The sequence below is a fragment of the Micromonospora sp. NPDC049366 genome (assembly GCF_044466625.1).
Lineage (GTDB): Bacteria > Actinomycetota > Actinomycetes > Mycobacteriales > Micromonosporaceae > Micromonospora.
Genome location: NZ_JBITMV010000014.1, coordinates 118,191 through 142,225, shown reverse-complemented (window position 1 = coordinate 142,225; position 24,035 = coordinate 118,191). Strand labels below are relative to the sequence as shown.

22 protein-coding genes are annotated in these 24,035 nt (G+C 73.2%); 9 read left to right on the top strand and 13 right to left on the bottom strand.

Annotated features, from left to right (window positions below):
- Positions 1-98: 98 nt before the first annotated feature.
- Positions 99-551, bottom strand: a complete 453-nt coding sequence (locus tag ACIBTV_RS20735) for a GNAT family N-acetyltransferase (RefSeq protein WP_396707116.1) — start codon at positions 549-551, stop codon at positions 99-101.
- Positions 552-804: 253 nt separating this feature from the next.
- Between ACIBTV_RS20735 and ACIBTV_RS20730 the strand changes: the two genes are divergently transcribed.
- Positions 805-1,581, top strand: coding sequence for a hypothetical protein (locus ACIBTV_RS20730; protein WP_396707114.1), 777 nt, complete (start codon positions 805-807; stop codon positions 1,579-1,581).
- 12 nt (positions 1,582-1,593) lie between these two features.
- On the opposite strand, the gene ACIBTV_RS20725 is transcribed toward ACIBTV_RS20730, so the two are convergent.
- Positions 1,594-3,156 (bottom strand): alpha/beta hydrolase, encoded by a 1,563-nt coding sequence (locus ACIBTV_RS20725; RefSeq protein WP_396707241.1) that lies wholly within the window; start codon positions 3,154-3,156, stop codon positions 1,594-1,596.
- A gap of 47 nt (positions 3,157-3,203) precedes the next feature.
- Complete coding sequence (locus ACIBTV_RS20720) at positions 3,204-4,319, bottom strand: ATP-dependent DNA ligase (RefSeq protein WP_396707112.1); 1,116 nt, start codon at positions 4,317-4,319, stop codon at positions 3,204-3,206.
- 136 nt (positions 4,320-4,455) lie between these two features.
- On the opposite strand from ACIBTV_RS20720, the gene ACIBTV_RS20715 reads away from it, so the two are divergent.
- Together ACIBTV_RS20715 and ACIBTV_RS20710 are read left to right on the top strand one after the other, a co-directional pair.
- The gene (locus tag ACIBTV_RS20715; RefSeq protein ID WP_396707110.1) at positions 4,456-4,668 is read left to right on the top strand and encodes a hypothetical protein; all 213 of its coding nucleotides are present in this window, start codon (positions 4,456-4,458) and stop codon (positions 4,666-4,668) included.
- Positions 4,669-4,756: 88 nt separating this feature from the next.
- The gene (locus ACIBTV_RS20710) at positions 4,757-5,260 is read left to right on the top strand and encodes a DUF1990 family protein (protein WP_396707108.1); all 504 of its coding nucleotides are present in this window, start codon (positions 4,757-4,759) and stop codon (positions 5,258-5,260) included.
- 28 nt (positions 5,261-5,288) lie between these two features.
- Here the strand turns inward: ACIBTV_RS20710 and ACIBTV_RS20705 are convergent, their stop codons facing one another.
- From ACIBTV_RS20705 to ACIBTV_RS20660, 10 genes are all read right to left on the bottom strand, one after another.
- On the bottom strand, positions 5,289-6,206 hold the full coding sequence (locus ACIBTV_RS20705) for a DNA-3-methyladenine glycosylase family protein (RefSeq protein ID WP_396707106.1): 918 nt from the start codon (positions 6,204-6,206) through the stop codon (positions 5,289-5,291).
- A gap of 87 nt (positions 6,207-6,293) precedes the next feature.
- Positions 6,294-6,941, bottom strand: a complete 648-nt coding sequence (locus tag ACIBTV_RS20700; protein WP_396707104.1) for a hypothetical protein — start codon at positions 6,939-6,941, stop codon at positions 6,294-6,296.
- Positions 6,942-7,146: 205 nt separating this feature from the next.
- Complete coding sequence (locus ACIBTV_RS20695) at positions 7,147-7,932, bottom strand: anti-sigma factor family protein (protein ID WP_396707102.1); 786 nt, start codon at positions 7,930-7,932, stop codon at positions 7,147-7,149.
- Positions 7,929-8,615 (bottom strand): sigma-70 family RNA polymerase sigma factor, encoded by a 687-nt coding sequence (locus ACIBTV_RS20690; RefSeq protein ID WP_396707100.1) that lies wholly within the window; start codon positions 8,613-8,615, stop codon positions 7,929-7,931. Before ACIBTV_RS20690 ends, ACIBTV_RS20695 begins: the two co-directional genes overlap by 4 nt.
- A 121-nt stretch (positions 8,616-8,736) precedes the next feature.
- Complete coding sequence (locus ACIBTV_RS20685; RefSeq protein WP_396707099.1) at positions 8,737-9,594, bottom strand: spermidine synthase; 858 nt, start codon at positions 9,592-9,594, stop codon at positions 8,737-8,739.
- A 188-nt stretch (positions 9,595-9,782) separates the two neighbouring features.
- Complete coding sequence (locus ACIBTV_RS20680; RefSeq protein WP_396707097.1) at positions 9,783-10,742, bottom strand: hypothetical protein; 960 nt, start codon at positions 10,740-10,742, stop codon at positions 9,783-9,785.
- Positions 10,739-13,213 (bottom strand): AAA family ATPase, encoded by a 2,475-nt coding sequence (locus ACIBTV_RS20675; RefSeq protein WP_396707095.1) that lies wholly within the window; start codon positions 13,211-13,213, stop codon positions 10,739-10,741. Before ACIBTV_RS20675 ends, ACIBTV_RS20680 begins: the two co-directional genes overlap by 4 nt.
- The gene (locus tag ACIBTV_RS20670) at positions 13,213-14,364 is read right to left on the bottom strand and encodes an exonuclease SbcCD subunit D (protein WP_396707093.1); all 1,152 of its coding nucleotides are present in this window, start codon (positions 14,362-14,364) and stop codon (positions 13,213-13,215) included. Before ACIBTV_RS20670 ends, ACIBTV_RS20675 begins: the two co-directional genes overlap by 1 nt.
- Positions 14,365-14,377: 13 nt before the next feature.
- Entirely contained in the window at positions 14,378-16,129 is a 1,752-nt protein-coding gene (locus ACIBTV_RS20665) for an ATP-binding protein (protein ID WP_396707091.1), read from the bottom strand.
- 228 nt (positions 16,130-16,357) lie between these two features.
- Complete coding sequence (locus ACIBTV_RS20660) at positions 16,358-17,107, bottom strand: pyrimidine reductase family protein (RefSeq protein WP_396707089.1); 750 nt, start codon at positions 17,105-17,107, stop codon at positions 16,358-16,360.
- A 150-nt stretch (positions 17,108-17,257) separates the two neighbouring features.
- Between ACIBTV_RS20660 and ACIBTV_RS20655 the strand changes: the two genes are divergently transcribed.
- From ACIBTV_RS20655 to ACIBTV_RS20630, 6 genes are all read left to right on the top strand, one after another.
- Entirely contained in the window at positions 17,258-17,803 is a 546-nt protein-coding gene (locus tag ACIBTV_RS20655) for a plasmid pRiA4b ORF-3 family protein (protein ID WP_396707087.1), read from the top strand.
- Between the two features lie 291 nt (positions 17,804-18,094).
- Positions 18,095-19,405: an extracellular solute-binding protein gene (locus tag ACIBTV_RS20650; RefSeq protein ID WP_396707086.1), complete on the top strand. Its 1,311-nt coding sequence runs from the start codon at positions 18,095-18,097 to the stop codon at positions 19,403-19,405.
- Between the two features lie 118 nt (positions 19,406-19,523).
- Complete coding sequence (locus ACIBTV_RS20645; protein ID WP_396707084.1) at positions 19,524-20,507, top strand: carbohydrate ABC transporter permease; 984 nt, start codon at positions 19,524-19,526, stop codon at positions 20,505-20,507.
- A 101-nt stretch (positions 20,508-20,608) separates the two neighbouring features.
- Entirely contained in the window at positions 20,609-21,409 is an 801-nt protein-coding gene (locus ACIBTV_RS20640; protein WP_350875453.1) for a carbohydrate ABC transporter permease, read from the top strand.
- On the top strand, positions 21,406-22,836 hold the full coding sequence (locus tag ACIBTV_RS20635) for a GH1 family beta-glucosidase (RefSeq protein ID WP_396707082.1): 1,431 nt from the start codon (positions 21,406-21,408) through the stop codon (positions 22,834-22,836). Before ACIBTV_RS20640 ends, ACIBTV_RS20635 begins: the two co-directional genes overlap by 4 nt.
- An 80-nt stretch (positions 22,837-22,916) precedes the next feature.
- Positions 22,917-23,963, top strand: coding sequence for a LacI family DNA-binding transcriptional regulator (locus tag ACIBTV_RS20630; protein WP_396707080.1), 1,047 nt, complete (start codon positions 22,917-22,919; stop codon positions 23,961-23,963).
- Positions 23,964-24,035: the final 72 nt, after the last annotated feature.

Sequence of the window (24,035 nt, the reverse complement as noted above, 5' to 3'; positions counted from 1 at the left end):
CGCGCCGCCCCCTCTCTCGTCGATCATGCAGTTGTGGTGCCCGGTAGCGACCGCTTCGCGGCCTTCGTGAGGCACCACAACTGCATGATCGGCAGGGGTCAGAGCGGGAGCTTCATGCCTTCGTGGCTGGCGACGAAGCCCAGGTTGAGATAGAAGCGGTGCGCGTCGTGACGGGACTTGTCCGTCGTCAGCTGCATCAGGGCGCAGCCGCGCTGCCTCGCCTGGTCGATCGCCCAGACCATCATCTGCCGGCCGAGCCCCTGGCCGCGCTGGTCGGAGCGCACCCGCACCGACTCGATCAGCGACCGCTCGGCGCCGTGCCGACCGAGCCCGGGGATGTAGGTGATCTGCAGGCAGCCGACCAGCTCGCCGTCCCGCTCGGCCACGATCAGCTGGTTACGCGCGTCCGCGGTGATGTCCGCGAACGCCTTCTCGTACGCGGCGTCGACCTCGGTGAAGTCCCGTGCCTTGCCGAGCACGTCGTCGGCGAGCAGGGCGATGACAGCGGGCAGGTCGGCCCGGACGGCCTCCCGGAAGATCACGTCACTCATGCCGTGAGAGTCGCACAGCGGCACTGATTGATGTGACATCGCCTGGGAGGGAACGGCCGGTGGCCCCGCGGCGACGACGGGTCGGCTCCGCGCGTAGCCGTTCGCCGGGCCGCGTATCGATCGCTGTGACCCATGGCGCCGGCGATGATCTCTCTGTAAGTTGTGGCTCTGCTTCAGGTGGCCTGGCCGCCGGACCGTCGACTCCGACGGTGACGACGTCTCCGCGGAATTCGGGAGGGCGATCAGTGCCGTCATGAAACCTCGTCACCGTCGGGCCGCTCTCCCGCGACACGACCCGGAACTGGACCGACTGTCGGCTGCTCTCGCTGCTGCCCAGGAGCGTGAGGTCGCGCGGTCGGCCGCTTTCGGCCTGCTCGAACTCGCGGTCGAGGACGCGGTCGCGGTCGGGCCCGCGGCACCGCAGGTGACACGGGAGGTCCGGCGACTGGTCGAGACCGGTGAGACGCCGTGGCCGGCCGATGCCTTCGGTGTTCTCATCGAGATCGTGAACGCGCTGGGCGTCTGGCGGCGGGCACGCGAGCAGGTCTCGGGACACGGCCGGACGGTGTACGACCCGCAGGTCGGCGGGGAGACAGCGGTCGGTGACGAACTGGCGGGCCTCGACGCGCCCGTCCGGGAGCACCTGGTGCATGATCTGCCTGAGGTGCGGGCGCTCGCCGCGCTCCTGCTGGCCCGGATCTCGTCACAACCCGGGTCGGACCTGGACCTTCTGCGGATGGTTCTTGCCGAGGAGAGCGAGGACCGGACCCGAGCGTGTCTCGCCGAGGCGGTGCTGAGGCTGAGCCTGGCCCACGGGATCTGGGCCGGTGCGGATACCAGGGCGGCCTTCGCCGTGTCGATGCTGCGCGACCGGTCCCGGGTCGTCCAGGTCCGGGTCGCGCGCTACTTCCAGCCCACCGAGGAGGCGACGGATCCGCACCGCGGCGGACCGGAGGTGGTCCCCTTGGTGGCCGACACGCTGGCGGCCGGGCCCGCCGACCGGGTCCGATGGCCGGCGGAGGATCTTTGAGCGCGCGGAGGGCTAACGGGCCGGGCAGCGCTGCCCCTCGCGCGGAACGGTCAGGTCCAGCAGGTAGGCGTCGACGGCGTTGGTGATGCACGTGGTCTGCGGGTAGGCGGTGTGGCCCTCGCCCTCCCAGGTCAGCACCCGGCCGACGCCGAGCATCGAGGCGAGCGCGCCGGTCTGCTCGTAGGGGGTTGCCGGGTCGCCGGTGGTGCCGACCACCACGATCGGTGGCGAGCCGGCCGCCGCGCCCGTCGGGTAGGGGTCGCGCCCACCGGGCCACTCGACGCAGGCGAGCATGCCGACCGCGAGTGCCGGCCCGAACAGCGGGTATTTCTCCCGCCACTGGGACTGCAGCTGCCGCACCTGGGTGACGGTCGGCTTCTCGTCCTCGTCGGCGCAGTTGACGGCCAGGTTGGCGTCGAACAGGTTGGAGTAGCGGCCGTCGTTCTCCCGGCCCGCGTAGGAGTCCGCCAGCCGGAACACCTCCGCCGGGTCGCCGCCGTCGAGCCGGTCGATCGCCCGGGCCAGCTCCTGCCACCCGGTCTCGGTGTAGAGCGAGGAGATGACGGCGTAGAAGACCCAGCCGGCGGTCGCCTCCCGCCCGTCGGCGCCCCGGACGGGGGAGACCCGCGCCTTGTCGATGGCGCTGGTCACGGCGGCCCGGGCGTCGGGGGCGATGGGGCAGCGGCCGGCGTTCGCCGCGCACCAGCGGGTGAAGTTGCCGAACGCCCGCTCGAACCCCTTGGCCTGGCTCTCCGACCCGGCCACCAGGCCCTGCCTGGGGTCGACCGCGCCGTCGAGCACGAGCGCCCGGACCCGCTGCGGGTAGAGCTGGGCGTAGGTGGCGCCGAGCAGCGTGCCGTAGGAGTAGCCGAGGTAGGTCAGCTTGTCGTCGCCGACCGCCGCGCGGACCGCGTCCATGTCACGGGCCGCCTGCTCGGTGGCGTAGAGCGGCAGCTGGTCGCCGTACCTGTCGCCGCAGCCCCGGCCGATCCGCTGGTTGAGCGCCACGAACCCGTCGAACGACTCCTGGCTGCGCGGGTCGGGGTCGTAGCCGAAGCTGGCGTCGAGGTCGGCGTCGGGGATGCACTTCACCGGGCTGGACCGGGACACCCCGCGTGGGTCGAAGCCGACGATGTCGAAGCGCTCGGTCACCGCCGAGGGCAGCCCGCCGAACGCCGGCCCGAAGGAGAGGTAGACGGCGGTGTCCACCCCGGACCCGCCAGGACCGCCCGGGTTGATGACCAGCGAGCCGATGCGGTCGTGCTGCTTGGTCGAGCGGGCCCGCAGCAGGGCGATCTCGAAGGTCTCGCCGGCACCCGGACCGGTGCTGGCCCCGCCGCCGTTGCCCCAGTTGCGGGGCACCGCGATGCGGGCGCACTCGTAGCGCATGTCCCGCGCGCCCCGGCCGACCAGCTCGTCGGCGACCTCCGGGCAGGCCCGCCAGGTCGGGGCGGCGCCCGGTGCGGCGGCCGCACCGTCGGTCTCGGTGCGCGGCGCGAACGCGGGCAGGGTGCAGCCGGCGGTGAGCAGCGCCGCGACGGCGAACGCGGTGAGGGTGCGGCGGACCCGGCGGATCCGGTCGGCGGTGCGGGACACGAGTGGCCTCCGTGATCGTCTCGCCGTCAGGCTACGCGGCCGGTGGCGGCCGGCTCCACGGTCACCGTCGGGTCGCCGCGCAGGACCTGGTCCACGTCGAAGCGGACCGGCCGGTCGAGCTGGTCGTAGCCGCAGGAGCGGGGATCGCGGTCGGGGCGCCAGCGGACGAACTGGGCGGTGTGCCGGAACCGGTCACCCTCCATCGCGTCGTAGCCGACCTCCAGCACCAGCTCCGGACGCACCGGCTCCCATTCGAGGTTCTTGGTGCCGGTCCACCGGCTGACCCCGCCGGGGATGCGCTGCCCCCGCTCGTGGTCGCCGTGCACCCACGGGTGCTCGCCGCCGGTGTCCCGGTAGGGGGCCAGCTCGTCGAGCAGCTCGGCCCGGCGGGCCATGCTGAACGACGCGCTCACGCCGACGTGGTGCAGCACGCCGTCGTCGTAGAGGCCGAGCAGCAGCGAACCGACCACCGGGCCGGACTTGTGCCAGCGGAAGCCGGCCACCACCACGTCGGCGGTGCGGGCGTGCTTGACCTTGAACATCAGCCGCTTGCCCGGCTCGTAGGGCAGGTCGGCCGGTTTGACGATCAGGCCGTCCAGCCCGGCGCCCTCGAAGACGTCGAACCACCGCTGCGCGGTCTCCGGGTCGGTCGTCACCTGGGTGACGTGCACCGGCGGACGCACCCCGGCCAGGGCCGCCTCCAGCCGGGCTCGGCGCTGCGGATAGGGCTGGTCGAGCAGGGCCTCGTCGTCGATCGCCAGCAGGTCGAAGGCGACGAAGTCGGCCGGGGTGGTCTCGGCCAGCAGCTTCACGCGGGACGCCGCCGGGTGGATGCGCTGCCCCAGCAGCTCGAAGTCGAGCCGGGCCTGCCCGCCCGGCCCGTCGCGGCGGATCACGATCAGCTCGCCGTCGACGGCGCAGCGCTCCGGCAGCTGCCGTAGGGCCTGCTCGACGACCTCGGGGAAGTAGCGGGTCATCGACTTGCCGCCCCGGCTGGCCAGCTCGACCTCGTCGCCGTCGCGGAAGATGATGCACCGGAAGCCGTCCCACTTGGGCTCGTAGGTCATCCCCGGCGCGGTGGGGATGCGCGGGACGCTCTTGGCCAGCATCGGCTCGACCGGCGGATTGATCGGCAGCTCCACGGCGACCAGTCAACCAGACGACACCGACAGCGGTGAGTCAGATCACGGTGCGGCGGCGGGCCTCGTGTCCGCTCCCGTCCCGCTTCCCACCCCGGGGGCGAATCGGATCTGCGCAGGTCAGAGCTAGTTTCGGCGGGTGGCGGAGTGGAGCTGTGCCTGCTGCGGGCGCTACCGGGTCAGCGTGGAGCTGATCCGGGGTCGCTACCGCTACCGCGTCGTGCACCGGTACCCGCCCCGGTTCGGCGGCGGCAAGAACGTCCTCGGTGAGGTGGGCTCGGTCCCCGAGCTGGAGGAGCTGCTGCGTCGCCACACCCCGCTGACCCTCGCCGATCTGCGGGAAGCCGCCTGACCCGTACCGCCGCGGGGGCGCGGACCACGGCGCCCGGGCGCCCCGCCGCCCGTACGCTGGCGGTGGACGAGACGCGGAGGTGCCGGGCATGGCGGGGCTGACCTATCCGGACGTGGGCGCCACCCGCACCGGCGACCTACCGGCGGGTTGGCGGCACGTCCACCACCGGGTCCGCCTGCCCGACGGCTGCCACGACGAGGCGGGCGCGGCCGTGCTCGGCTGGCGGCTGCACCGCGCCGCCGGGATCCGGATGGCGACGGACGCGCCCCGCGCGGCACCCGGTGTGCGGGTGGTCTCCGGGCTGGGGGTGGGCCCGTTCCGGCTGCGCGCGCCGTGCGAGGTGGTCTGGGTCGCCGACGACGGGAACCGGATCGGGTTCGGCTACGGCACGCTGCCCGGGCATCCGGCGCGCGGCGAGGAGGCGTTCGTGGTGAGCCGGGACGACGCCGGGCACGTCTGGTTCGAGGTTGTCGCGTTCAGTCGCCCGGCCGGCTGGCAGATGCGGGCGGCCGGGCCGGCCGGTCGGGTCTTCCAGGGCGCGTACGCCTGGTGGCTCGGCCGCACCCTGCGCCGGCTCTGCACCCGGCGGTGACCGACCGGACGCCGCCGCGCGGAGCTGCTCAGTAGCGGGCGAACGAGCGGATCGGGGCGCGGGGCCCGTACTTCGGCGCCTGGATGCCGGCGGCCTCCAACAGCACGCAGACCCGGCCGCGGTGGCCCCGGAACGGCTCCAGCAGGGCCAGCATCCGGGCGTCGTCCGCGCGGGGTTCGCCCGCGAGCGCCCAGGCCACCGTGTTCGGGACGTGGTAGTCGCCGACGCTGACCGCGTCCGGGTCGCCGTACGCCACTCGCACCACCTCGGCGGCGGTCCACGGGCCGATGCCGGCCACCGCGGTCAGCCGTCGGGTCGCCTCGGCGGCGTCGGCGCAGCGCTCCAGCCGGTCGGCGACGGCCGCCGCCCGGCGCAGGGTGTCCGCGCGGCGCTGCTCCACCCCGAACGGGTGGAAGACCCAGTAGGGCGTGGCCGCGACGGCCGCCGGCTCCGGCGGCAGCAGCAGCCGCACCGGCCCGGGTGCGGGCTCGGCGAAGTGCCGGACCGTCGCGGCGTACGCCCGGTAGGCCTCCTTGCCGGTGACCTTCTGCTCGAAGACGGCCCGCAGCACCCGGGGGAAGACCAGTCCGGTCGCCGGCATCCGCAGGCCGTGATAGTCGCGGGCCAGCCGGGCGACCACCGGGTGCGCCGAGGCGAGCTCGGCGAAGCCGGTCAGGTCGTCCCGCAGCCCGGCGACCGCGTCGGCCCGCTCCACCACCCACTCGGCGCCCGGGCCCCACCCCTCGGCAACCAGTTCGCCGTCGGTGGGCCGCAGGGCGAGGGTGGCGGGGCCCGCCGGGGTCCGGGTCGCCCACCACAGGGCGCCCGCGACGATGCGGGCGCACGGGTCGTACGGGCTGAAGGTCAGGGCGCGGACCGACGGCGCGAGGCGGTAGCCGGCGGGTGGGTGCAGCACCCGTCGCGCGCTGGGCTCGGTCCCGGTCATCCCGCAACTGTGCCAGAACGCGGAGAACACATGACGGTGGCCGGCCGCGCCCTCCCCGGCTGCGACCGGCCACCGTGTCCGTGGGTATCAGTACGAGTAGGCGTCGCCCCCGGAGTTCGCGGCGCCTTCGCTGTCCGACGGCGGGGCGACCGCCTTCGGGGTGCCCTTGGGCAGGCAGCTCAGGTTCTTCTTGCCGTCCGGCTGGACCACGAACCAGGTGCCCCCGACGCCCTGGCCCTTCCACTGGCCGGGCTTCTTGTCGCCGATGTACCGGTAGACCGGCCACCCGCCGATGGTCAGCTGCCGGGTGCCGTCCTGCCGCGTGACCGAGCCGACCTTGTCGTCGGAGACGCCGGTGAGCTGCGGGTTGCCGTCGGTCAGCGACGGCGGCCACACCTCGGCGCACTTGTCCACGCAGTTCGACGACGGCGGGTCGGCGGTGTCCTTGTCGAAGCGGTACAGGACCCAGCCGTCCTCGTCGGTGACCACCTGGCCCATTTTGGCCACCTTCTTGCCGATCAGCTTCGCGGTCAGCTCCACGTCGGCCGCCGGGGCGTCGGCCGCGGAGGTCTCCGCCGAGGCCTCGGGCTCGGCCGACGCGCTGGGTTCGGCCGCGGCGACGGCGACCGGCTCCGTCGCGCTCTGGTTCGCTCCGTCGTAGCCCGCGGGAGCGCAGGCCGTCAGGGCGACGACCATCGCGCCCGCGACGATGACGGTCCGCTTCATCTGTGCCACGTGCCCTCCTCGATTTCTCGGCAGTTCACCGATGAGTACGCGGGGCGGGCTGTCAACGATTAACCAACTACCGTGGTCAATTTCACAGGGGCCTGTTGAACCGTTTCGTCGATCCGTGCGTGCGACCCTCGCGGGTCATTCTTCTAGACATGACGAATCGGCACCGGTCATTGTCTCTGACCGGTGCCGATGTCCCTGGACGTCGCTAGAGCGCCAACGTGACCAGCGGGCTCGCCACTCCGTTGCCGTCCACCGACTGCACCTGGATCTGCTTGATGTCGCTCATCTTCGCGGCGGTCGCGGCACTCAACTCCAGGCCCTGCGGCTGGGTGTTCGTGCCGTACCCCGCCTCGGGGACGGACCACGTCGAGATCACCTCGGTGGTGGCGTTCTTGCGGATGACCACGAGTCGGCATGTACGCGGCCCGGGCAGCTTCCGCAGACTGAAGCTGATTTTCGTGCCGAATTCCTTCTTCGCCAGGAACATCGTGGTCTGCACGCCGGTGCTCGGGTCGGTGGCGTCGTACTGGTCGCCCTCCGCCTCGTTGCCGCCGACACCCGGGCCGCTCGGACCGCCGTCCGACGGATCCGTGGCCGGTCGGTCGACCGGCGCGGGGAGGGTCGGCTCGGCGACGACGTTCGGCGGGTTGGCGTCGTCGATGACGCTGTTGAAACCGATCCCGGTGAGCCCACCCAGCACCACGACCGCCGCCGCGGTGGCCAGCAACTGACGCACCCGCGAGCGCCGCCGGTGGGCGCGCACCGCGACCAGCGTACGGTCCAGCAGGGCCGGATCGGTCCGCGTGTGCTCCAGCGCGCTCATCGTCTCGCCGTCGATGTCGCTGAGCAGGCCGACCACCGGCACCATGGTCTCCAGCTCGGCGGCGCACGCCCAGCAGGTGGCGAGGTGCTCCTCGAACCGCTCGGTGTCCTGCGCGTCCAGCACGCCGAGCGCGTACGCCGCGACGTCCATGTGTTCCGGCCGGCTCATTCCGTCACCCCCCGTTCCTGCAGAGCCGTGCGCAGCGCGCGCAGCGCGTAGTAGACCCGCGACTTGGCGGTGCCGAGGGGCAGACCCAGCTCCTCGGCGGCCTCCGGCACGGTCCGCCCCCGGAAGTACGTCGCCACCAGGATCTCCCGGTGCGACTGGCTGAGCGTACGCAGCGCGTCCGCCACGGTCATCGTCCGCAGGACCCGGTCCGTGCTGTCCGCCTCGGCGAACGCGGTCAGGTCCCGGTCGTACGTCTCGGCCGGTCGGGCCTGCTCACTGCGGTGCTCGTCGATGGCGATCCGGCGGGCCACGGTCACCAGCCAGGGCCGGAGCGACCCCTGCCCCTGCACCCCCAGCCGGTGCGCGTTACGCCAGGCCCGCAGCAGCGTCTCCTGGACGATGTCCTCCGCGCGTTGCCGGTCCCCGCCGGTGAGCCGCATGACGAACGCCAGCAGCGGGCCGGCGTGTTCGGCGTAGAGCTGCCGGACGAGCTGGTCGGAGTGGCTGGCCTCACTGGTCACCGCCTGGTGACGTCCGGGCGCCGATCGGGGCGTCACCGGCCCATTCTGGCGAGGCGTCGGGCGGCCGTCGACCCCCCGCGAGGTCGGCCGCGACTGGGATCGGGCGGACATCCAGTCCGGCCGCACCACATCGCCGTGCCAACCGGCCGCCACCGCGTGCATCCAGAACCTCCGGGTCGTCCAGGTGACCAAGGGCCCACCAGGCGGGCCGCCCGGTGGTACGGGTGGGTGGCGCGAGCGGATCAACGACGAACGAAGAATTTTCGACCCCCGTGCCCGGTGGTCAGCGTCCGGTGGCGAAGAGGCCCGGCGGCGGCGGGGTGGAGCCGGTGGCGTCCGCGTCCCGGACCACGGTCGCGCCTCCGGCGAACCGGTCCAGGTCGGCGCCGGCCACCACCCGGCCGGGGAACCAGTCACCGGCCGCCCGCCGGGTCAGCTCCGGCACCGGCGGCTCGGTGCGGCCGGCGACCAGCACCAGGTTGCCGTAGCGACGACCACGCAGCACGGCCGCGTCACCGATCAGCGTGGCGTGCGGCAGCACCGTCCGGACCGTCGCGACCTGCCCACGAGCGTGGCGCAGCGGTGGGCCGTCCGCGAGATTCGCGAGGTACCAGCCGCCCGGGGCGAGCACCCGGGCCACCTCGGCGGCGTACTCGACGGACGTCAGGTGGGCCGGGGTGCGGGCGCCGGCGAAGACGTCGGCGACCACCACGTCGTAGCTGCCGTCGCGGGTGGCGGCGAGCACCTCACGGGCGTCGGCCACGCGTACCCGCAGCCGGGGGTCGGCCGGCCAGGGCAGCGCCCGACGGACCAGCTCCACCAGTGCGCCGTCCACCTCGGCCACGCGCTGGGTGGAGCCGGGCCGGGTCGCCGAGACGTACCGGGGCAGGGTCAGCGCGCCGCCGCCCAGGTGCAGCACCCGCAGCGGGGCCCCGGCGGGGGCGATCAGGTCGACGGCGGCGGCGAGCCGCCGCACGTACTCGAACTCCAGGTAGGTGGGGTCGGTCAGGTCGACGTGCGACTGCGGCGCGCCGTCCAGCAGCAGCGTCCAGGAGCCCGCGCGGTCCCGGTCCGGGACCAGCTCGGCCTGGCCGGTCTCCACCTGCTCGACCACCCGGTCGCCGTCCCGCTTCCGTCCCACCGACCCAGTATCCCGGCCGCCCGGCGCTCGCCCCCTGCCGGCCGCCCGCCTGCCCACCGCCCCCTCGCCGGGCGCCGCCACATGATCGTGCGACGTCACCGAACCAGTGGCCTCGAACCCGGCCCGAGGCCACTACTTCCGGGTTCCTGCGCGATCATCGGGTGACACCGCGCGGGTGACGGGAACCGTCAGCGGCGGGCGGCGGCGGTCAGGGCCCGGTGCAGCAGCCGAGAGTCGCCGAGCAGCGCCCGGAGTCGACGCTCCAGGCCGGCGATGGGGATCAGGTTCTGCGGGGCGCGCGGGTCCTTGTACGGCGTGGACGCGAACCGGGGCAGCGTGACCAGCGACAGGTCGGCCAGCTCGACCGCCTCGGCGATGTCCAGCTCGGGGGAGCACTCCACCCGCACGATGCCCGCCCAGGGGGCGCCGGCCGCCACCGGCAGCCGCAGATACCAGGACCAGCCGCCCCAGGCGGTGCCCACCCGGAAGACCGGTGAGCGCTGCCCGGCCGCCAGACCGGTCACCACGGCGGTGAGCCGGGCGTCGAGGTACTGGCTGTGCTGGGTCTTGATGTAGCCGAGGGTGCGGGGCAGGTGCCGGCGGCTGCGCAGCGGGCCGTCGACCACGAGCAGGTCCCCGTCGGTGCGGGCGGCGTCCGAGACCGCCACCTCCAGCGCGGTCAGCGGACCCTGCACCGCGGCGGGGAGTTTCGTCAGCTCGCCCGTGCCGCCCACCCGGTGGACCGGGTAGCGGACCGCGCCCGCGACCACGTCCTCCGCCGAGGGGCTGGCGGTGAACAGACCCCGGCCCACCCGGGTGCCGGCCAGCTGCGCCGAGCCGCGTCCCAGGTCGCAGCGGACCACTCCGGCCGCGAAGGAGGCGGCCAGGCCGGGGAAGGAGCCGCCGTCGGACTCGGCCATCCACAGGCTCGCGTCGATGCGGCGGACCCCGTCGACCAGCAGGACCACGTCGGGCGCGCGCACGTCCGGGCGTACGTCGATCGCCCGCCAGTCCACTGCGGGCAGCTCGGCGTCGGTCTCCACCTGGGCGCTGCTCGGCGCGGCCGGGCCGGTGCCGGACGCCTCGAACGAGGCACCGTACGACGGGTCCCAGGCGTCGACGAAGAACCGCCCACCGGGAGCGGTCACCGGCCGGTCCGCTCGACGCGGGCGGAGCGGGCGTCCTTGCGGACCTCGAAGCGCACCGGGATGCGTTCGGCCAGGGCCGGCACGTGGGTGACCACCCCGACCATCCGGTCCCCCCGGGCGGCCAGGTTCTCCAGGGTGGCGGCGACCGTGTCGAGGGTGGCCGCGTCCAGGGTGCCGAAGCCCTCGTCCAGGACGATCGACTCCAGGCTCGCCGCGGTGGTGGACATGCCGGCGAGCTGCTCGGAGAGCGCCAGCGCCAACGCCAGCGACGCCTGGAACGTCTCGCCGCCGGAGAGGGTGCGGACGCCCCGGCGCAGCCCGGCGTCATGGTGGTCGACGACGAAGAACTCACCCTTGTCGTGAACCAGGTCGTACTGGCCGCTGGAGAGCTCCCGCAGGATCCGCGACGCGCCGTCCACGAGGAGGTCCAGCGCCTCGGCGAGCAGCCACCGCTCGAAGTTGTTGGCGCGCAGGTGACCGGCGAGTGCGCGGGCGACCTGCGCCCGGCTCTCGTGCCCGGCCCGCTGTTCCCGCAGGTCGGCGGCCTGTTCACGGCGCTCGACCAGGCGGCGCACCTCGGCCTCGGCGCGCTCCACCGCCACCGCGGCGGCGCGGACCGGCTCATCGTCGGCGGGCAGCCCGGCGTCGGCGAAGATCCCGGCGATCCGCTGCGCCACGCCGGTGGCCACCGCCTCGGCCTCGACGACCGCCGCGGCCCGTCCGGCCCGCTCGGCGCGGCGTCGGCCCGCCTCGGCGTCGGCCCAGCCGGCGAGGGTCGCCCACGCGGCGGCCACGTCGTCGCGGTCGGCCGCCGGTGGGCCGAACCGTGCCAACCCGTCGCGGGTGGCGTCGAAGCGCCGCCACGCCGCCCGCAGCCGCTCCTCGGCGGTGTCGACCGCGCCCCGGGCCCGGCGGGCGGCGTCCCGACCGGCCCGGACGGCGGCGGTCGCCTCGTCCAGGGCCTTGCGCAGCCGCGCCAGCTCGGCCAGCTGGTCCCGCAGCGCCTCGGGGGTGGCCGCGCCGGCGAGCTGGCCGTCCAACTCGCCGCGCCGGGCGTCGAGGTGCTCCTGGCGGGTGCGGGCCTGCACCAGCACCCGGTCCAGGTCGCGGGCGGCCGCGTCCCGCTCCTGCACGACCCGCTTGGCCGCCTCACTGGCCGAGCGGGCGGCCTTGCCGGCCTCGACCGCGCGGGCCACCGCCGACTCGGCGGGGACCGCCGGCACCCGGGGGATCACCTGCTCGCACACCGGGCAGGGCGCCCCCTCGACCAGGTGCGCCCGCAGCGCCACCGCCTGGTCGGTGGCCTTCGCCTCCTCGTGGGCGCGGAACGCCGCCGCCAGCTCCTCCTCGGCCCGCTCGGCCGCCGCCTGCGCCTCGGCAAGCGCCCGGACCGCCGCGTCGTGCTCGGTGGCCGCCGACTCCAGGGCCGCCCGCACCACGTCCGCCTCCGCGGTCAGCTTCTCGCGGTCGGCGTACGCCCGCAGCAGCAGCCGCAGCGGGCTCTCGTCACCGGCGGCGGCCAACTCACCGCGGAGCTTCTCCTCCCGCTCCTCGGCCAGCGACACCGCGTGCGCCGCGGCGTCCGCCTCGGCCCGCGCGTCGACCACCGCCCGGGCCACCTCGGCGACCCCGGACGGCGCCCGGACGGCGCCCAGCACGTCCAGCTCGGCGTCGAGCGCGGTCAACGCCCCGGTCGCCTCCCGCACCGTCACCCTTGCGGCGTCCAGCTCCGGGACGGCGGCCTCCACCGCCGCCGCCAGCGCACGCATCCGCTCGACCTCGCCGGTGGCCCGGTCGAGCGCGTCATCGTCGACGTCGGCGAGCCCGGCCAGCAGCTGGTCGACGGCCTCCAGCTTGGCCTCGGCCTGGGCGGCCCGGGCCGTGGCCCGCTTCTGCACCTCCTCGTAGACGCCGAGGCCGAGCAGATTGACCAGGATCTGCTGCCGGGTGGCCGGCTTCGCGTGCAGGAAGTCGGCGAACTGGCCCTGGGGCAGCACGACACAGCTGGTGAATTGCTCGTAGGGCAGCCCGACCGCCTCCAGCACCGCGTCGTCCATCTCGGCGGGGGTGCCGGCCACGACCTCGCCGAGGTCGTCCGGGCTCAGCCCGGTGTCCAGCTTCGTGACGTCGAAGCCGGGCGGCATCAGCTGCAGCCCGGCGTTGGCGGTCTTCACGTTGCCCCGGCTGTCCCGTCGGACGACCCGGGTCGCGACGTAGCGGGCACCGCCCGACTCGAAGACCAGCCGGACGCGGGCCTCGGCCGCCGAGGGGGCCAGCGCGTTGGCCAGGCCGCGGGCGCCGCCCCAGCGCGGGACGGTGCCGTAGAGCGCGAAGCAGATCGCGTCCAGCACCGTCGACTTCCCTGAGCCGGTGGGGCCGACCAGGGCGAAGAAGTCGGCGTCGGTGAAGTCGACGGTCGTCTCGTCCCGGAAGACGGTGAAGCCCGCCATGTCCAGCCGCATCGGTCGCATCAGCGGTCGACCTCCTCGAAGAGCTCGTCGAAGAGCTCCCGTACGCCGTCGTCGGCGTGACCCCGGCTGTCCAGGTAGTCGGCGAAGAGCTCGCGCGGCGAGCGCCCGGAGCGTTGGGCGACGCGGGTGCCGCTGCCCGGCGCGGGCACCAGCTCCGGGTCGATCCGGATCTCCAGCGCCCGGGGCAGCAGCTCCTGCACCTCCTCGCGCAGGCCGGCCCGGGGCTGCTCGCGGACGAACACCCGCAGCCACGCGTCGGGCTGCGCCACCTCGGCGAGCTGGGCGAGCGTGCCCCGGACGGTGCGCAGGGTCGCCGCCGCGGTCACCGGCACCTCCCGGATCCGGGCGGCCGTGTCGGCGGTGACCTCGACGACGGTCACCGAGGGCACGTTCTCCTGCTCACCGAAGTCGACCGCGAGCGGGCTGCCGCTGTAGCGCACCGGGCAGGGGCCGTCGACCCGCTGGGCGCGGTGCAGGTGACCCAACGCCACGTAGTGGGCGGTGCCGGGGAAGACGGTCGCCGGCACCGCGTAGCCGAGCACGGTGTGCGCGTCGCGTTCGCCGCCGCCGCCGGCGGCCGCGCCGGTCACGGTCAGGTGCGCGGTGACCAGGTGCACCCGGCCCGACTCGGTGAAGCCCTCGGTGAGCCGGCCGATCACCCGGCCCAGGTGGTCGGCGTACGTCTGGTTGGTCTCGGCGGCGGTCAGCTCGTACATCTCCACCGCGCGGACGGCGTAGCGCTGGGACAGGAACGGCAGCGCGGCCAGCCGCCACCGCTCCCCGCCGGCCGTGGTGCCGTCGATGACGTGCTCGTCCGGGTTCTCCCGGACGCTGCCGCGCAGCGTGATGCCGGCGGCCTCGGCCCACGGGCGCAGCGCGTCGAGGGCCGGCCCGTTGTCGTGGTTGCCGCCGATGGCGACCACGTCGGCGCCGGTGCGGCGCAGCGCGGTCAGCGCCCGGGTCACCAGCCGGGTCGCCTCCGGGGTCGGCGCCGCGGTGTCGTAGAGGTCACCGGCGACGATGACCAGGTCGGGCTGCTCGGCGCGGGCGATCTCGATGACGCCGGCCAGGACTGCCTTGTGCTCCTCGGCCCGGGACTGCCCCTTGAGGACCTTGCCGACGTGCCAGTCGGAGGTGTGCAGGATCTTCATGGTGGCCCGCCCCCTAGAAAGGGATGTCGTCGTCGGCGCCGCCGGCGGTGCCGACCACCGCGAACGGATCCGCCGTCTGGGTGATCGAGCGCAGTGTCTGCGACGGGGCGCGACCCGCCTCGCTGACCCGGGTCGCCCAGGCCGGGAAGGGGAACTCCAGGCAGAGCGGCACCGGGATGTCCGGCTGGTTGACGAACATGGTGCCCGGCTTGGCCAGCAGCGCCCGTTGCCGCTGAGCCGGGGGCAGGAAGCCGTATTCCGGGCGGGACGCCTCGGCCGGGTCGAGCCGGCCGACGACCCGGATCGCCGAGTTGGTGACGATGCGCCGTTCGACCTCGCTCGCCGTCTGCTGCGCGCCGACCAGGATCACACCCAGCGAGCGGCCCCGCTCGGCGATGTCGAGCAGCACCTCCTTGATGGGGGAGGAGCCCTCGCGCGGCGCGTACTTGTTCAGCTCGTCGAGGACGACGAACAGCAGCGGCTTGGCGGTGCCCGCCTTCTCCTTGCGCTCGAACTCGCTCTTGAGCGTCACGCCGACCACGAACCGCTGGGCCCGGTCGGGCAGATTGTGCAGGTCGACCACGGTGACCTGGGCGGATTCGGCGGTGTTGATGCTGTGCGGGCGGCGGGTGGCCAGGTCACCGCGGATCAGCCGGCCGAGGTCCTTCTTGCTGCCGATGAGCCGCCGGGCGAACGCGTTGACCGTGCCGAGCCCGACCGCGTTGCCGGCCCACTCGGAGCGGGTCTCGTCGTCGTTGAGCTGCTCGACGATGTGGTCGACCAGGTCGGCGTAGGTGCCGAGGCGCACCCCGTCGATGCTCACCCCGCCGTCGGCGGGCTGCGCGTAGCGGGCCAGGTGGGCGGCGACCGAGTGGACCACCATCGTGTATTGCTGGCGCTCGTCGTCGGCGTCGGCGAAGACGTAGGGCAGCAGCCGGTCGGCGCAGAACTCGGTCAACGTCCAGTAGAAGCTGTCCACCCCGGTGAGCCGGCTGCTCACGTCGGGGGTGCCGGAGGAGTCGCCGACCCGTGGCGGCGCGTAGACGCGGACGTCGGGGAAGGCGCCGGCGTCGAGCCCGAGCTTGGCGTAGCCGGCGCGGGTGGCGTCGTCGAGCCGGGTGTTGGGGTGGTCGAGGAAGAGCAGATCCTCGCCCTTGACGTTGAAGATGAGCGCCTTGGCGTTGACGGCGTCGCCGCCGAGCACGCCGGAACGGAACACCGAGTAGAGCAGGAAGGTGGCGAAGCTCGTCTTGGTCGCCACACCGGAGATGCCGGAGATCGAGACGTGGGCGCCCCGGGTGCCGTCGAGGAAGTCGGCGTTGAGGTAGACCGGCACCCCGTCGCGGCCCATCCCCATCGGGATGCGTCGCTCCATGCGGTCGAAGTGCAGCGCCCGGGCCCGGGCGTCACCCTCGGCGCGGTGCACCACCGCGCCCGGCGTCGGCGGCACGTAGAACTCCGGGTCGACCCGGGTGGTGGTGACCTCGGCCGCCTCCTGCACCTGCGCGGGCAGCGTGCCGTCGGCGATGGCGAAGACGTCGGAGTCGAACTGGGCGCCCTCGTGCCGGGCGCGCACCTGGGTGACCACGCCGGCGATGGTCACCGGCTCGCGGTCGGGCAGCTCGCGGCGGGTCACCACGACGTCGTCGAGCTGCAGGTAGCTGCCGGGGGAGACGGCCGTCCAGAACTGCAGCGGGGTGGCGTCGGCGGTGCCGAGCACGCGCCCGACCCCCTCGACCGGGCCGTCGAACCCCTCATCGCTCATCGGGCAGCTCCGGTCGGTCGTGGTGGGTGGGACACACGTCCTGCATCCTGCCCGAGGAGTACGACAGGTTGCCACGCGACGCGGCGGACGCCACGCCGGGTCGTAACTCGGCCGTTCGGAGCGTCACGGCGACGGCACGGTGCGTCGCGTGGCCTGCCTGCCGTCTATCGCACGGGTTGCGTGGTCGGGGGGCGCGCGTGGCGAGCGGGCGGCGGGGCCGGGGACCGGTCAGTCGCGGGCGTGGCGCAGCAGGAGCACCCCGTCGGCGGCGGCGAGAACGTGCCGCAGCGGCAGCGGGCGCGGCGGCGTGGCGTCGTCGCCCGCGGTGATCCGCCCCGCTCCGGGGCCGGCGAGCAGCGGGGCGACGGTGAGGCAGAGCTCGTCGACCAGGTCGGCGGCGGTGAGCGCGCCGAGCAGTCGCGGCCCGCCCTCGCAGAGCACCTGGTCGTGGCCGCGTCGCCGCAGCTCGGCGAGGCCGGCGGGCAGGTCGACGCGGTCGGTGCCGCAGCGCACCAGGTCCGCGACGTCGGTGAGCCCGGGTGGCGGTACGGCCTCGGCGCGGGTGAGCACCACCGGCCGCACCGGCGCGTCGGCGAAGGCGGCCTGGGACGGGTCGAGGTCGAGCGACCCGGACACGACCACCAGCGTCGGGTACTCGGCCAGGCCCCGCTCGACCCGCCAGGCCCGTCGGCGTTCGTCGAGGCGCAGCGCCCGGTAACCCTCCTGGCGCAGCGTGCCGGCGGCCACCAGCAGCGCGTCGCAGAGCATCCGCAGCAGGCCGAAGACGCGCTTGTCGGGCTCGCCGGAGAGCCCGGCCGAGTAGCCGTCGACGCTGACCGCGCCGTCCAGGCTCGACACGAAGTTCACCCGAACGTGTGGCCGGTCGGGGCGGCCGTAGAGGACGGTGAGCGCGGCGTCGTCGAGGGGCTCCGCCGCGCCGCCCGGCCAGACCCGGTTGATCGGAATTCCGACGCTCATTCGCTGGCCGGACCGGTGACCGGAGGGGTGGGTCGGGGGGTACGGTGCTGACAGTCGCACCAGTTCCGGCCCGGACAGTCGTCGTGTCGCCTCGCCCGGCACGCTCGGCAGATCATTCTCGCAGCCTAAGCCGAGGGAGGATGGGACAGCATGCCGCGTCAGATCTTCCAGTTGCGGATCTCGCTGTCGGGCGTCCGTCCGACGGTCTGGCGGCGGGTGCTGGTTCCGGCCGGCTACACCCTCGACCGGCTGCACCGCGTCGTCCAGCACGCGATGGGCTGGCGCGACTGCCACCTGCACTCGTTCGAGATCGACGGCCTCCAGTACGGCGAGCCCGATCCGGACGGCGAGCTGGCGCTACACGACGAGCTGGACGTCCGGCTGGACGCGGTGCTCGGCAAGGGCAGCCGGTTCCAGTACACGTACGACTTCGGCGACTGGTGGGAGCACGACCTCGTGGTCGAGGACGCGGTCACCGCCGACCCGGAGGAGCGTTACCCGGCCTGCCTCGACGGCGAGCGTGCCTGCCCGCCGGAGGACGTCGGCGGCCCGTCCGGCTACCAGGCGTTGCTGGTCGCGCTGGCTGACCCGGAGCACCCGGAGCACTGGGCGATGCGCGACTGGGCGGGTGACCGCTTCGACCCGGCCGCGTTCGACGCCGGCCGCGCCGGCACCCTGCTGCGCCGCTTCTGCTGATCCGCTGAGCACGGCCGCCCCGGCGGCGGCCGTTGCGCGTGCTCCCGCCCACCGCGCGTCGCGCCGCCCGGAGCCGGTAACAAATTGGGAACGCTCCCAAGAGGCTCTATTGACACCCCCGACATGTGGCCGCAATCTCATGGGAGCGCTCCCGTCGCGTGGGCGTCAGCACTGCCCGGTGCGCGACTCGGGGGCGGGCAGTAAGCCGCCACGAGGGTTCAGCGACCGCAGAGCCCGCATCGCCAGGCACCGGAACCACCACACGAATCACCCACCTGAGAGGGGTCAGGGATGAGCGTCACCAGGCGCCGGCTCCGCACTGCCGCGGTCGCCGCGATCGCCGTGGGCGTGGCCCTCGGCAGCACCGCGTGCAGCAAGAAGAACGACGACGAGGCGGGTGGCGAGAACGGGCAGGTCAAGCTCGTCCTCCAGACCTTCTCCAACTTCGGGTACGACAAGGCCATCCAGGACTTCGAGGCGGCCAACCCGAACATCAAGGTCGAGCACCAGAAGATGGGCGAGCTGCGGGACTTCCAGCCGAAGCTGGTGCAGTGGCTCGCGGCGGGCAGCGGTGCCGGTGACGTGGTCGGTCTGGAAGAGGGCGTGCTGCTGCAGTACGTGCAGAACCACGACAAGTTCGCCAACCTGCTCGACCTCGGCGCCGGCGAGGTGAAGTCCAACTTCCCGGAGTGGAAGTGGAACAACGCGATGACGCCGGACGGCAAGAAGCTGATCGGGCTCGGCACCGACGTCGGCGGCCTGGCCATGTGCTACCGCAAGGACCTGTTCCAGCAGGCCGGCCTGCCCACCGAGCGGGACGCGGTCTCCCAGAAGATCAGCACCTGGGACGACTACATCGCGCTGGGCCGTCAGTTCAAGAACAGCGGCAAGGTCAAGGCGGCGTGGCTGGACAGCGCCACCAGCCTGATGCAGCCGTACGTCATGCAGAACTCCGAGACGTTCTTCTTCGACAAGGAGAACAAGTTCATCGGTGACACCAACCCGGTCGTCCGCAAGGCGTGGGACATGGGTCTGCAGATGGCCGCCGACGGCCTGACCGCGAAGGCGCAGCGCTGGAGCGCCGACTGGGACGCCGCGTTCAAGAACAACGCGTTCGCCACCATCCCCTGCCCGGCCTGGATGACCGAGGGCATCATCGCCCAGCGTTCCGGCCCGACCAACGCCGGCAAGTGGGACATCGCCAAGATCCCGGGCGGCGGCGGCAACTGGGGCGGCTCCTACCTCGCCATCCCGGCGCAGACCAAGCACCCGAAGGAGGCGTACCTGCTGGCCAAGTACCTGACCAGCAAGGAGGGCCACCTGGCGGCGTTCAACGAGGCCGGCGCGATGCCCTCCAGCATCCCGGGCATCGAGGACCCCGCCTTCAAGGACAAGACGAGCGAGTACTTCAGCGGCGCCCCGATCGGTCAGATCTTCGGTGACAGCGTCAAGAACATGAAGCCGGTCTTCCTCGGCGCCAAGCACCAGCAGGTCTGGGAGACCATCGTCGAGCCGCAGATGCAGGCGGCCGAGCGCGGCCAGACCAGCTCGGACGCCGCGTGGACCAAGGCGATGAACGAGGCCAAGAAGGCCGTCGCCTGATCCGCCGGTGACCCGCCGGCTCACGGACACCACGTGCCGTGAGCCGGCGGCGGCGCTCGGTCCCGGCAGGGTGTGGGCGCCGCCGAGGCCGCTCCCCTTTTCCCCGGAAGGACCTGCCATGAGCTCCACTGTCGGCGAGGCGCCGCCACGGCGGACCGCCACGCCACCCCGCCACCGACCGGAGCCCCGCCGCTCCTCGTACCGGCTCGGCCGCTGGGACCTCAAGTACTCGCCGTACCTCTACGTCGCGCCGTTCTTCGTCCTGTTCGGGATCTTCGGCCTCTTCCCGCTGCTCTACACGGTCTACGTCTCGCTCTTCGACTACGAGCTGCTCAGCGGCACCCGCGAGTACGCCGGGCTGGAGAACTACCGCGAGCTGCTGGTGGACGCCCAGTTCTGGAACGCCGCGTACAACACGGTCGGCATCTTCCTGTTGAGCACGGTGCCGCAGCTCATCGTGGCGCTTCTGCTCGCCAACCTGATGAACCGCCAGATGCGCGGCCGCACGCTGCTGCGCATGGGCATCGTCGTCCCGAACATCACCTCGGTCGCGGCGGTCGGCATCATCTTCGCGCTGATCTTCGCCGACCGGTACGGCCTGGTGAACTGGCTGCTCGGCAGCGTCGGCGTCGACCCCGTCGCCTGGCGCGACAACCGCTACGCCTCCTGGCTGGCGATCGCGTTCATGGTCGACTGGCGCTGGACCGGCTACAACGCCCTGATCTACCTCGGCGCCATGCAGGCCATCCCGAAGGACCTCTACGAGTCGGCCTCGCTGGACGGCGCCTCGGCGTGGCGGCAGTTCTGGCAGATCACCGTGCCGCTGATCCGCCCGACCATCGTCTTCACGGTCATCATCTCCACCATCGGTGGCTTCCAGATCTTCACCGAGCCGCTGATGTACGGCCACGGGATGATCCGCGGCGGCGCCGAGCACGAGTTCCAGACGTTGGCCATGTACATCTACGAGCAGACCTTCACCGGCAACGCCGAGTACGGCTACGGCGCGGCGATGTCCTGGCTGCTCTTCCTGATGATCGTCATCTTCGCGCTGATCAACTTTGCGCTGGTCCGGCGCTCGGTGAAGGGGGAGAAGAAGTGAGCACCACCCAGGCCCTCCCTCGATCCGTCGCGCCGGCACCGGAGGCGAAGCGCCGTCGACGGCGCGGCACGCCGGGCGGCCGGCTCTGGCAGGCCAGCCCGCTGACCTACTTCGCGCTGATCATCGGCTGCGTACTGTCGATCTTCCCGATCGTCTGGTCGTTCATCATCGCCTCGCGGGACAACAGCGCCGTCTACGAGATGCCGCCCACCCCGGGCGGGATGCTCTTCGAGAACATCGAGCGGATGCTCGCCAACGAGGACGCCGCGTTCCTCTACGGCCTGGTCAACTCGGCCGTGGTGTCGAGCATCGTCACCATCTCGGTGATCTTCTTCTCCAGCCTGGCCGGCTTCGCGTTCGCCAAGCTCCGGTTCCGCGGCCGCAACGGTCTGCTCCTGGTGATCGTGCTGACCATGATGGTGCCGACCCAGCTCGGCATCATCCCGCTCTACCTGATGATGGTGGAGCTGGAGTGGACCGGCACCCTGCAGGCGGTCATCGTGCCGTTCCTGGTCCAGGGCTTCGGCGTGTTCATGATGCGCCAGTACGCGATGTCCGCGATCAGCGACGAGCTCATCGAGGCGGCCCGCCTGGACGGCTGTTCGACCTGGCGGATCTACTGGAACGTCGTGCTGCCCGCGCTGCGTCCGGCCGCGGCGATCCTCGGACTGCTGACCTTCATGCAGACCTGGAACGAGTTCCTCTGGCCGTTCATCGTGCTGACCCCGGACACCCCGACGGTGCAGTACTCCCTCAAGATCCTCTCGTCCGGTCTCTACCAGACCGACTACACCGCGCTCTTCGCCGGCACGGCCCTCGCGACCCTGCCGCTGCTGATCGTGTTCGTCCTGTTCGGCCGCCAGATCATCGGCGGGATCATGGAAGGTGCCGTCAAGTCGTGAGCAATCCCGCCAGCCCACCCGCCGTCGGTCTCCTCGACCAGGGGCCGGAGCTGATCTTCCCGCCCGGCTTCCTCTGGGGCGCGGCGACCGCGGCGTACCAGATCGAGGGGGCGGCCGCCGAGGGTGGCCGTACGCCGTCGATCTGGGACACCTTCAGCCACACCGAGGGACGGGTGCTCCACGGGCACACCGGCGACGTGGCCTGCGACCACTACCACCGGCTCGGCGAGGACGTCGCGCTGATGGCCGAGCTGGGGCTGAAGTCGTACCGCTTCTCGGTCTCCTGGTCCCGGGTGCAGCCCGGCGGCAGCGGCCCCGCCAACGCGGAAGGGCTCGACTTCTACCGCCGGCTGGTCGACGAGCTGCTGTCGCACGGCATCGAGCCGTGGCTGACCCTCTACCACTGGGACCTGCCGCAGCCCCTGGAGGACGCCGGCGGTTGGCCGGCCCGGGACACCGCCGCGCGGTTCGCCGACTACACGGCGCTGGTCGCGGACGCCCTCGGCGACCGGGTCCGCTACTGGACGACCCTCAACGAGCCGTGGTGCTCGGCGTTCCTCGGCTACGGCTCCGGCGTCCACGCCCCGGGCCGCTCCGACGGCGCCGACGCGGTGCGGGCCGGGCACCACCTGATGCTCGGCCACGGCCTCGCCGTGCAGGCGCTGCGGGCCGCCCGCCCGCAGGCCCAGGTGGGCGTGACCGTCAACCTGTACCCGGTCACCCCGGCCAGCGACGCCCCCGCCGACGTGGACGCGGCCCGGCGCATCGACGGGCTGGCCAACCGGTTCTTCCTCGACCCGCTGCTGCGCGGGGCGTACCCGGCCGACCTGATGGCCGACCTGCGCGACGTGACCGACTTCGGTCACGTGCGCGACGGTGACCTGGCCACGATCGCCAGCCCGCTCGACCTGGTCGGCGTCAACTACTACAGCCGGCACGTCGTGGCCGCGCCGGTCGCCGGCGGGGAGCCGGAGCCGCACCGGGCGCCGTCCTGCTGGCCGGGGAGCGAGGACGTCCGGTTCGTCACCCGGGGCGTCCCGGTCACCGACATGAACTGGGAGATCGACGCGCCGGGGCTCGTCGAGACGCTGCGTCGGGTGCACGAGGAATACACCGACCTGCCGTTGTACGTCACCGAGAACGGCTCGGCCTTCGTCGACCGGGTCGTGGACGGACGGGTCGACGACGTCGACCGGCTGGCGTACTTCGACGCCCACCTGCGTGCCGCGCACGAGGCGATCGGCGCGGGGGTGCCGCTGGCCGGCTACTTCGCCTGGTCGTTGATGGATAATTTCGAATGGGCCTGGGGTTACACCAAGCGGTTCGGCATGATCTACGTCGACTACGACAGCCAGACCCGCATCCCGAAGTCCAGTGCCAGGTGGTACGCCGAGGTGATCCGACGCAACGGTCTGGCCGCACACTAGGCTCGGCCCAGCTATCCGGGCGGTCCGGCGCCACCGGTTCGGTGGCGGCGCCGGATCGCCCGACGTCGGAGGAGCAGACGATGACAACGCAGCGCACCCGGTCGCTCGGGCGCCCGACCCTGGACGCGGTGGCCGCCCGCGCCGGCGTCGGCCGCGGGACGGTCTCCCGCGTGGTCAACGGCTCCCCGCAGGTCAGCCCCGAGGCCCGGGCCGCCGTGCAGCAGGCCATCGCCGAGCTGGGGTACGTCCCGAACCGCGCCGCCCGGGCCCTGGTCACCCAGCGGACCGACTCGGTGGCGCTGGTCGTCTCCGAGTCCGGCGAACGCGTCTTCACCGAGCCGTTCTTCGCGGCGATCGTCCGGGGCATCAGCTCCGCGCTGCTGGAGACGCCGATGCAGCTCTGGCTGGCGATGGCCCAGTCGCCGGTGGAGCGGGAGCGGGTCGAGCACCACCTCACCAACCAGCACGTCGACGGCGTGCTGCTGCTGTCCCTGCACGACTCCGACCCGCTGCCGACCCTGCTGGAGGAGCGCGGCCTGCCCGCGGTGCTCGGCGGACGGCCGGCCCGGATGCTGCAACCGGGCGCCCAGCCCGGCTGGTTCGTCGACGTGGACAACGTCGGCGGCGCCCGCAACGCGGTGGAGTACCTGACCGGCCGGGGGCGGCGGCGCATCGCCACCATCGCCGGCCCGCAGGACATGGGCGCCGGCCTGGCCCGCCTCACCGGCTACACCGAGGCGGTCACCGCCGCCGGGGGCGGGGTCGACAAGAACCTCATCGCGTACGGCGACTTCAGCGAGGAGAGCGGCGCGGCCTGCATGCGCCGGCTGCTCGAGGTGTGCCCCGACCTGGACGCGGTCTTCGTCGCGTCCGACCTGATGGCGTTCGGCGCGCTGCGGACGCTGCGCGAGGCCGGCCGTCGGGTGCCCGACGACGTGGCCGTGGTCGGCTTCGACGACGCCCCGATCGCCCGGCAGGCCGACCCGCCGCTGACCACCGTGTTCCAGCCGGTGGAGGAGATGGGCCGGCAGATGGCGCGCCTGCTGGTCGCCCGCATCCGCGGCGACGAACTGGCCGCCCCGCACATCCTCCTCGACACCAGCCTGGTAGAACGCGCCAGCGCCTGACCCCGCCGGCCCCGGGCGTGATCCACTCGGCCTCCTTGATGTCGGGGGTGTCCGGACGTGCCGAACAGCCCG

Excerpts from the sequence above, each read along its gene's own strand:
- ACIBTV_RS20735 (WP_396707116.1), bottom strand. The coding sequence starts at position 551 with ATGAGTGACGTGATCTTCCGGGAGGCCGTCCGGGCCGACCTGCCCGCT.
- ACIBTV_RS20730 (WP_396707114.1), top strand. The coding sequence starts at position 805 with ATGAAACCTCGTCACCGTCGGGCCGCTCTCCCGCGACACGACCCGGAA.
- ACIBTV_RS20710 (WP_396707108.1), top strand. The coding sequence starts at position 4,757 with ATGGCGGGGCTGACCTATCCGGACGTGGGCGCCACCCGCACCGGCGAC.
- ACIBTV_RS20705 (WP_396707106.1), bottom strand. The coding sequence starts at position 6,206 with ATGACCGGGACCGAGCCCAGCGCGCGACGGGTGCTGCACCCACCCGCC.
- ACIBTV_RS20695 (WP_396707102.1), bottom strand. The coding sequence starts at position 7,932 with ATGAGCCGGCCGGAACACATGGACGTCGCGGCGTACGCGCTCGGCGTG.
- ACIBTV_RS20690 (WP_396707100.1), bottom strand. The coding sequence starts at position 8,615 with ATGCACGCGGTGGCGGCCGGTTGGCACGGCGATGTGGTGCGGCCGGAC.
- ACIBTV_RS20675 (WP_396707095.1), bottom strand. The coding sequence starts at position 13,213 with ATGCGACCGATGCGGCTGGACATGGCGGGCTTCACCGTCTTCCGGGAC.
- ACIBTV_RS20670 (WP_396707093.1), bottom strand. The coding sequence starts at position 14,364 with ATGAAGATCCTGCACACCTCCGACTGGCACGTCGGCAAGGTCCTCAAG.
- ACIBTV_RS20665 (WP_396707091.1), bottom strand. The coding sequence starts at position 16,129 with ATGAGCGATGAGGGGTTCGACGGCCCGGTCGAGGGGGTCGGGCGCGTG.
- ACIBTV_RS20660 (WP_396707089.1), bottom strand. The coding sequence starts at position 17,107 with ATGAGCGTCGGAATTCCGATCAACCGGGTCTGGCCGGGCGGCGCGGCG.
- ACIBTV_RS20655 (WP_396707087.1), top strand. The coding sequence starts at position 17,258 with ATGCCGCGTCAGATCTTCCAGTTGCGGATCTCGCTGTCGGGCGTCCGT.
- ACIBTV_RS20650 (WP_396707086.1), top strand. The coding sequence starts at position 18,095 with ATGAGCGTCACCAGGCGCCGGCTCCGCACTGCCGCGGTCGCCGCGATC.
- ACIBTV_RS20645 (WP_396707084.1), top strand. The coding sequence starts at position 19,524 with ATGAGCTCCACTGTCGGCGAGGCGCCGCCACGGCGGACCGCCACGCCA.
- ACIBTV_RS20630 (WP_396707080.1), top strand. The coding sequence starts at position 22,917 with ATGACAACGCAGCGCACCCGGTCGCTCGGGCGCCCGACCCTGGACGCG.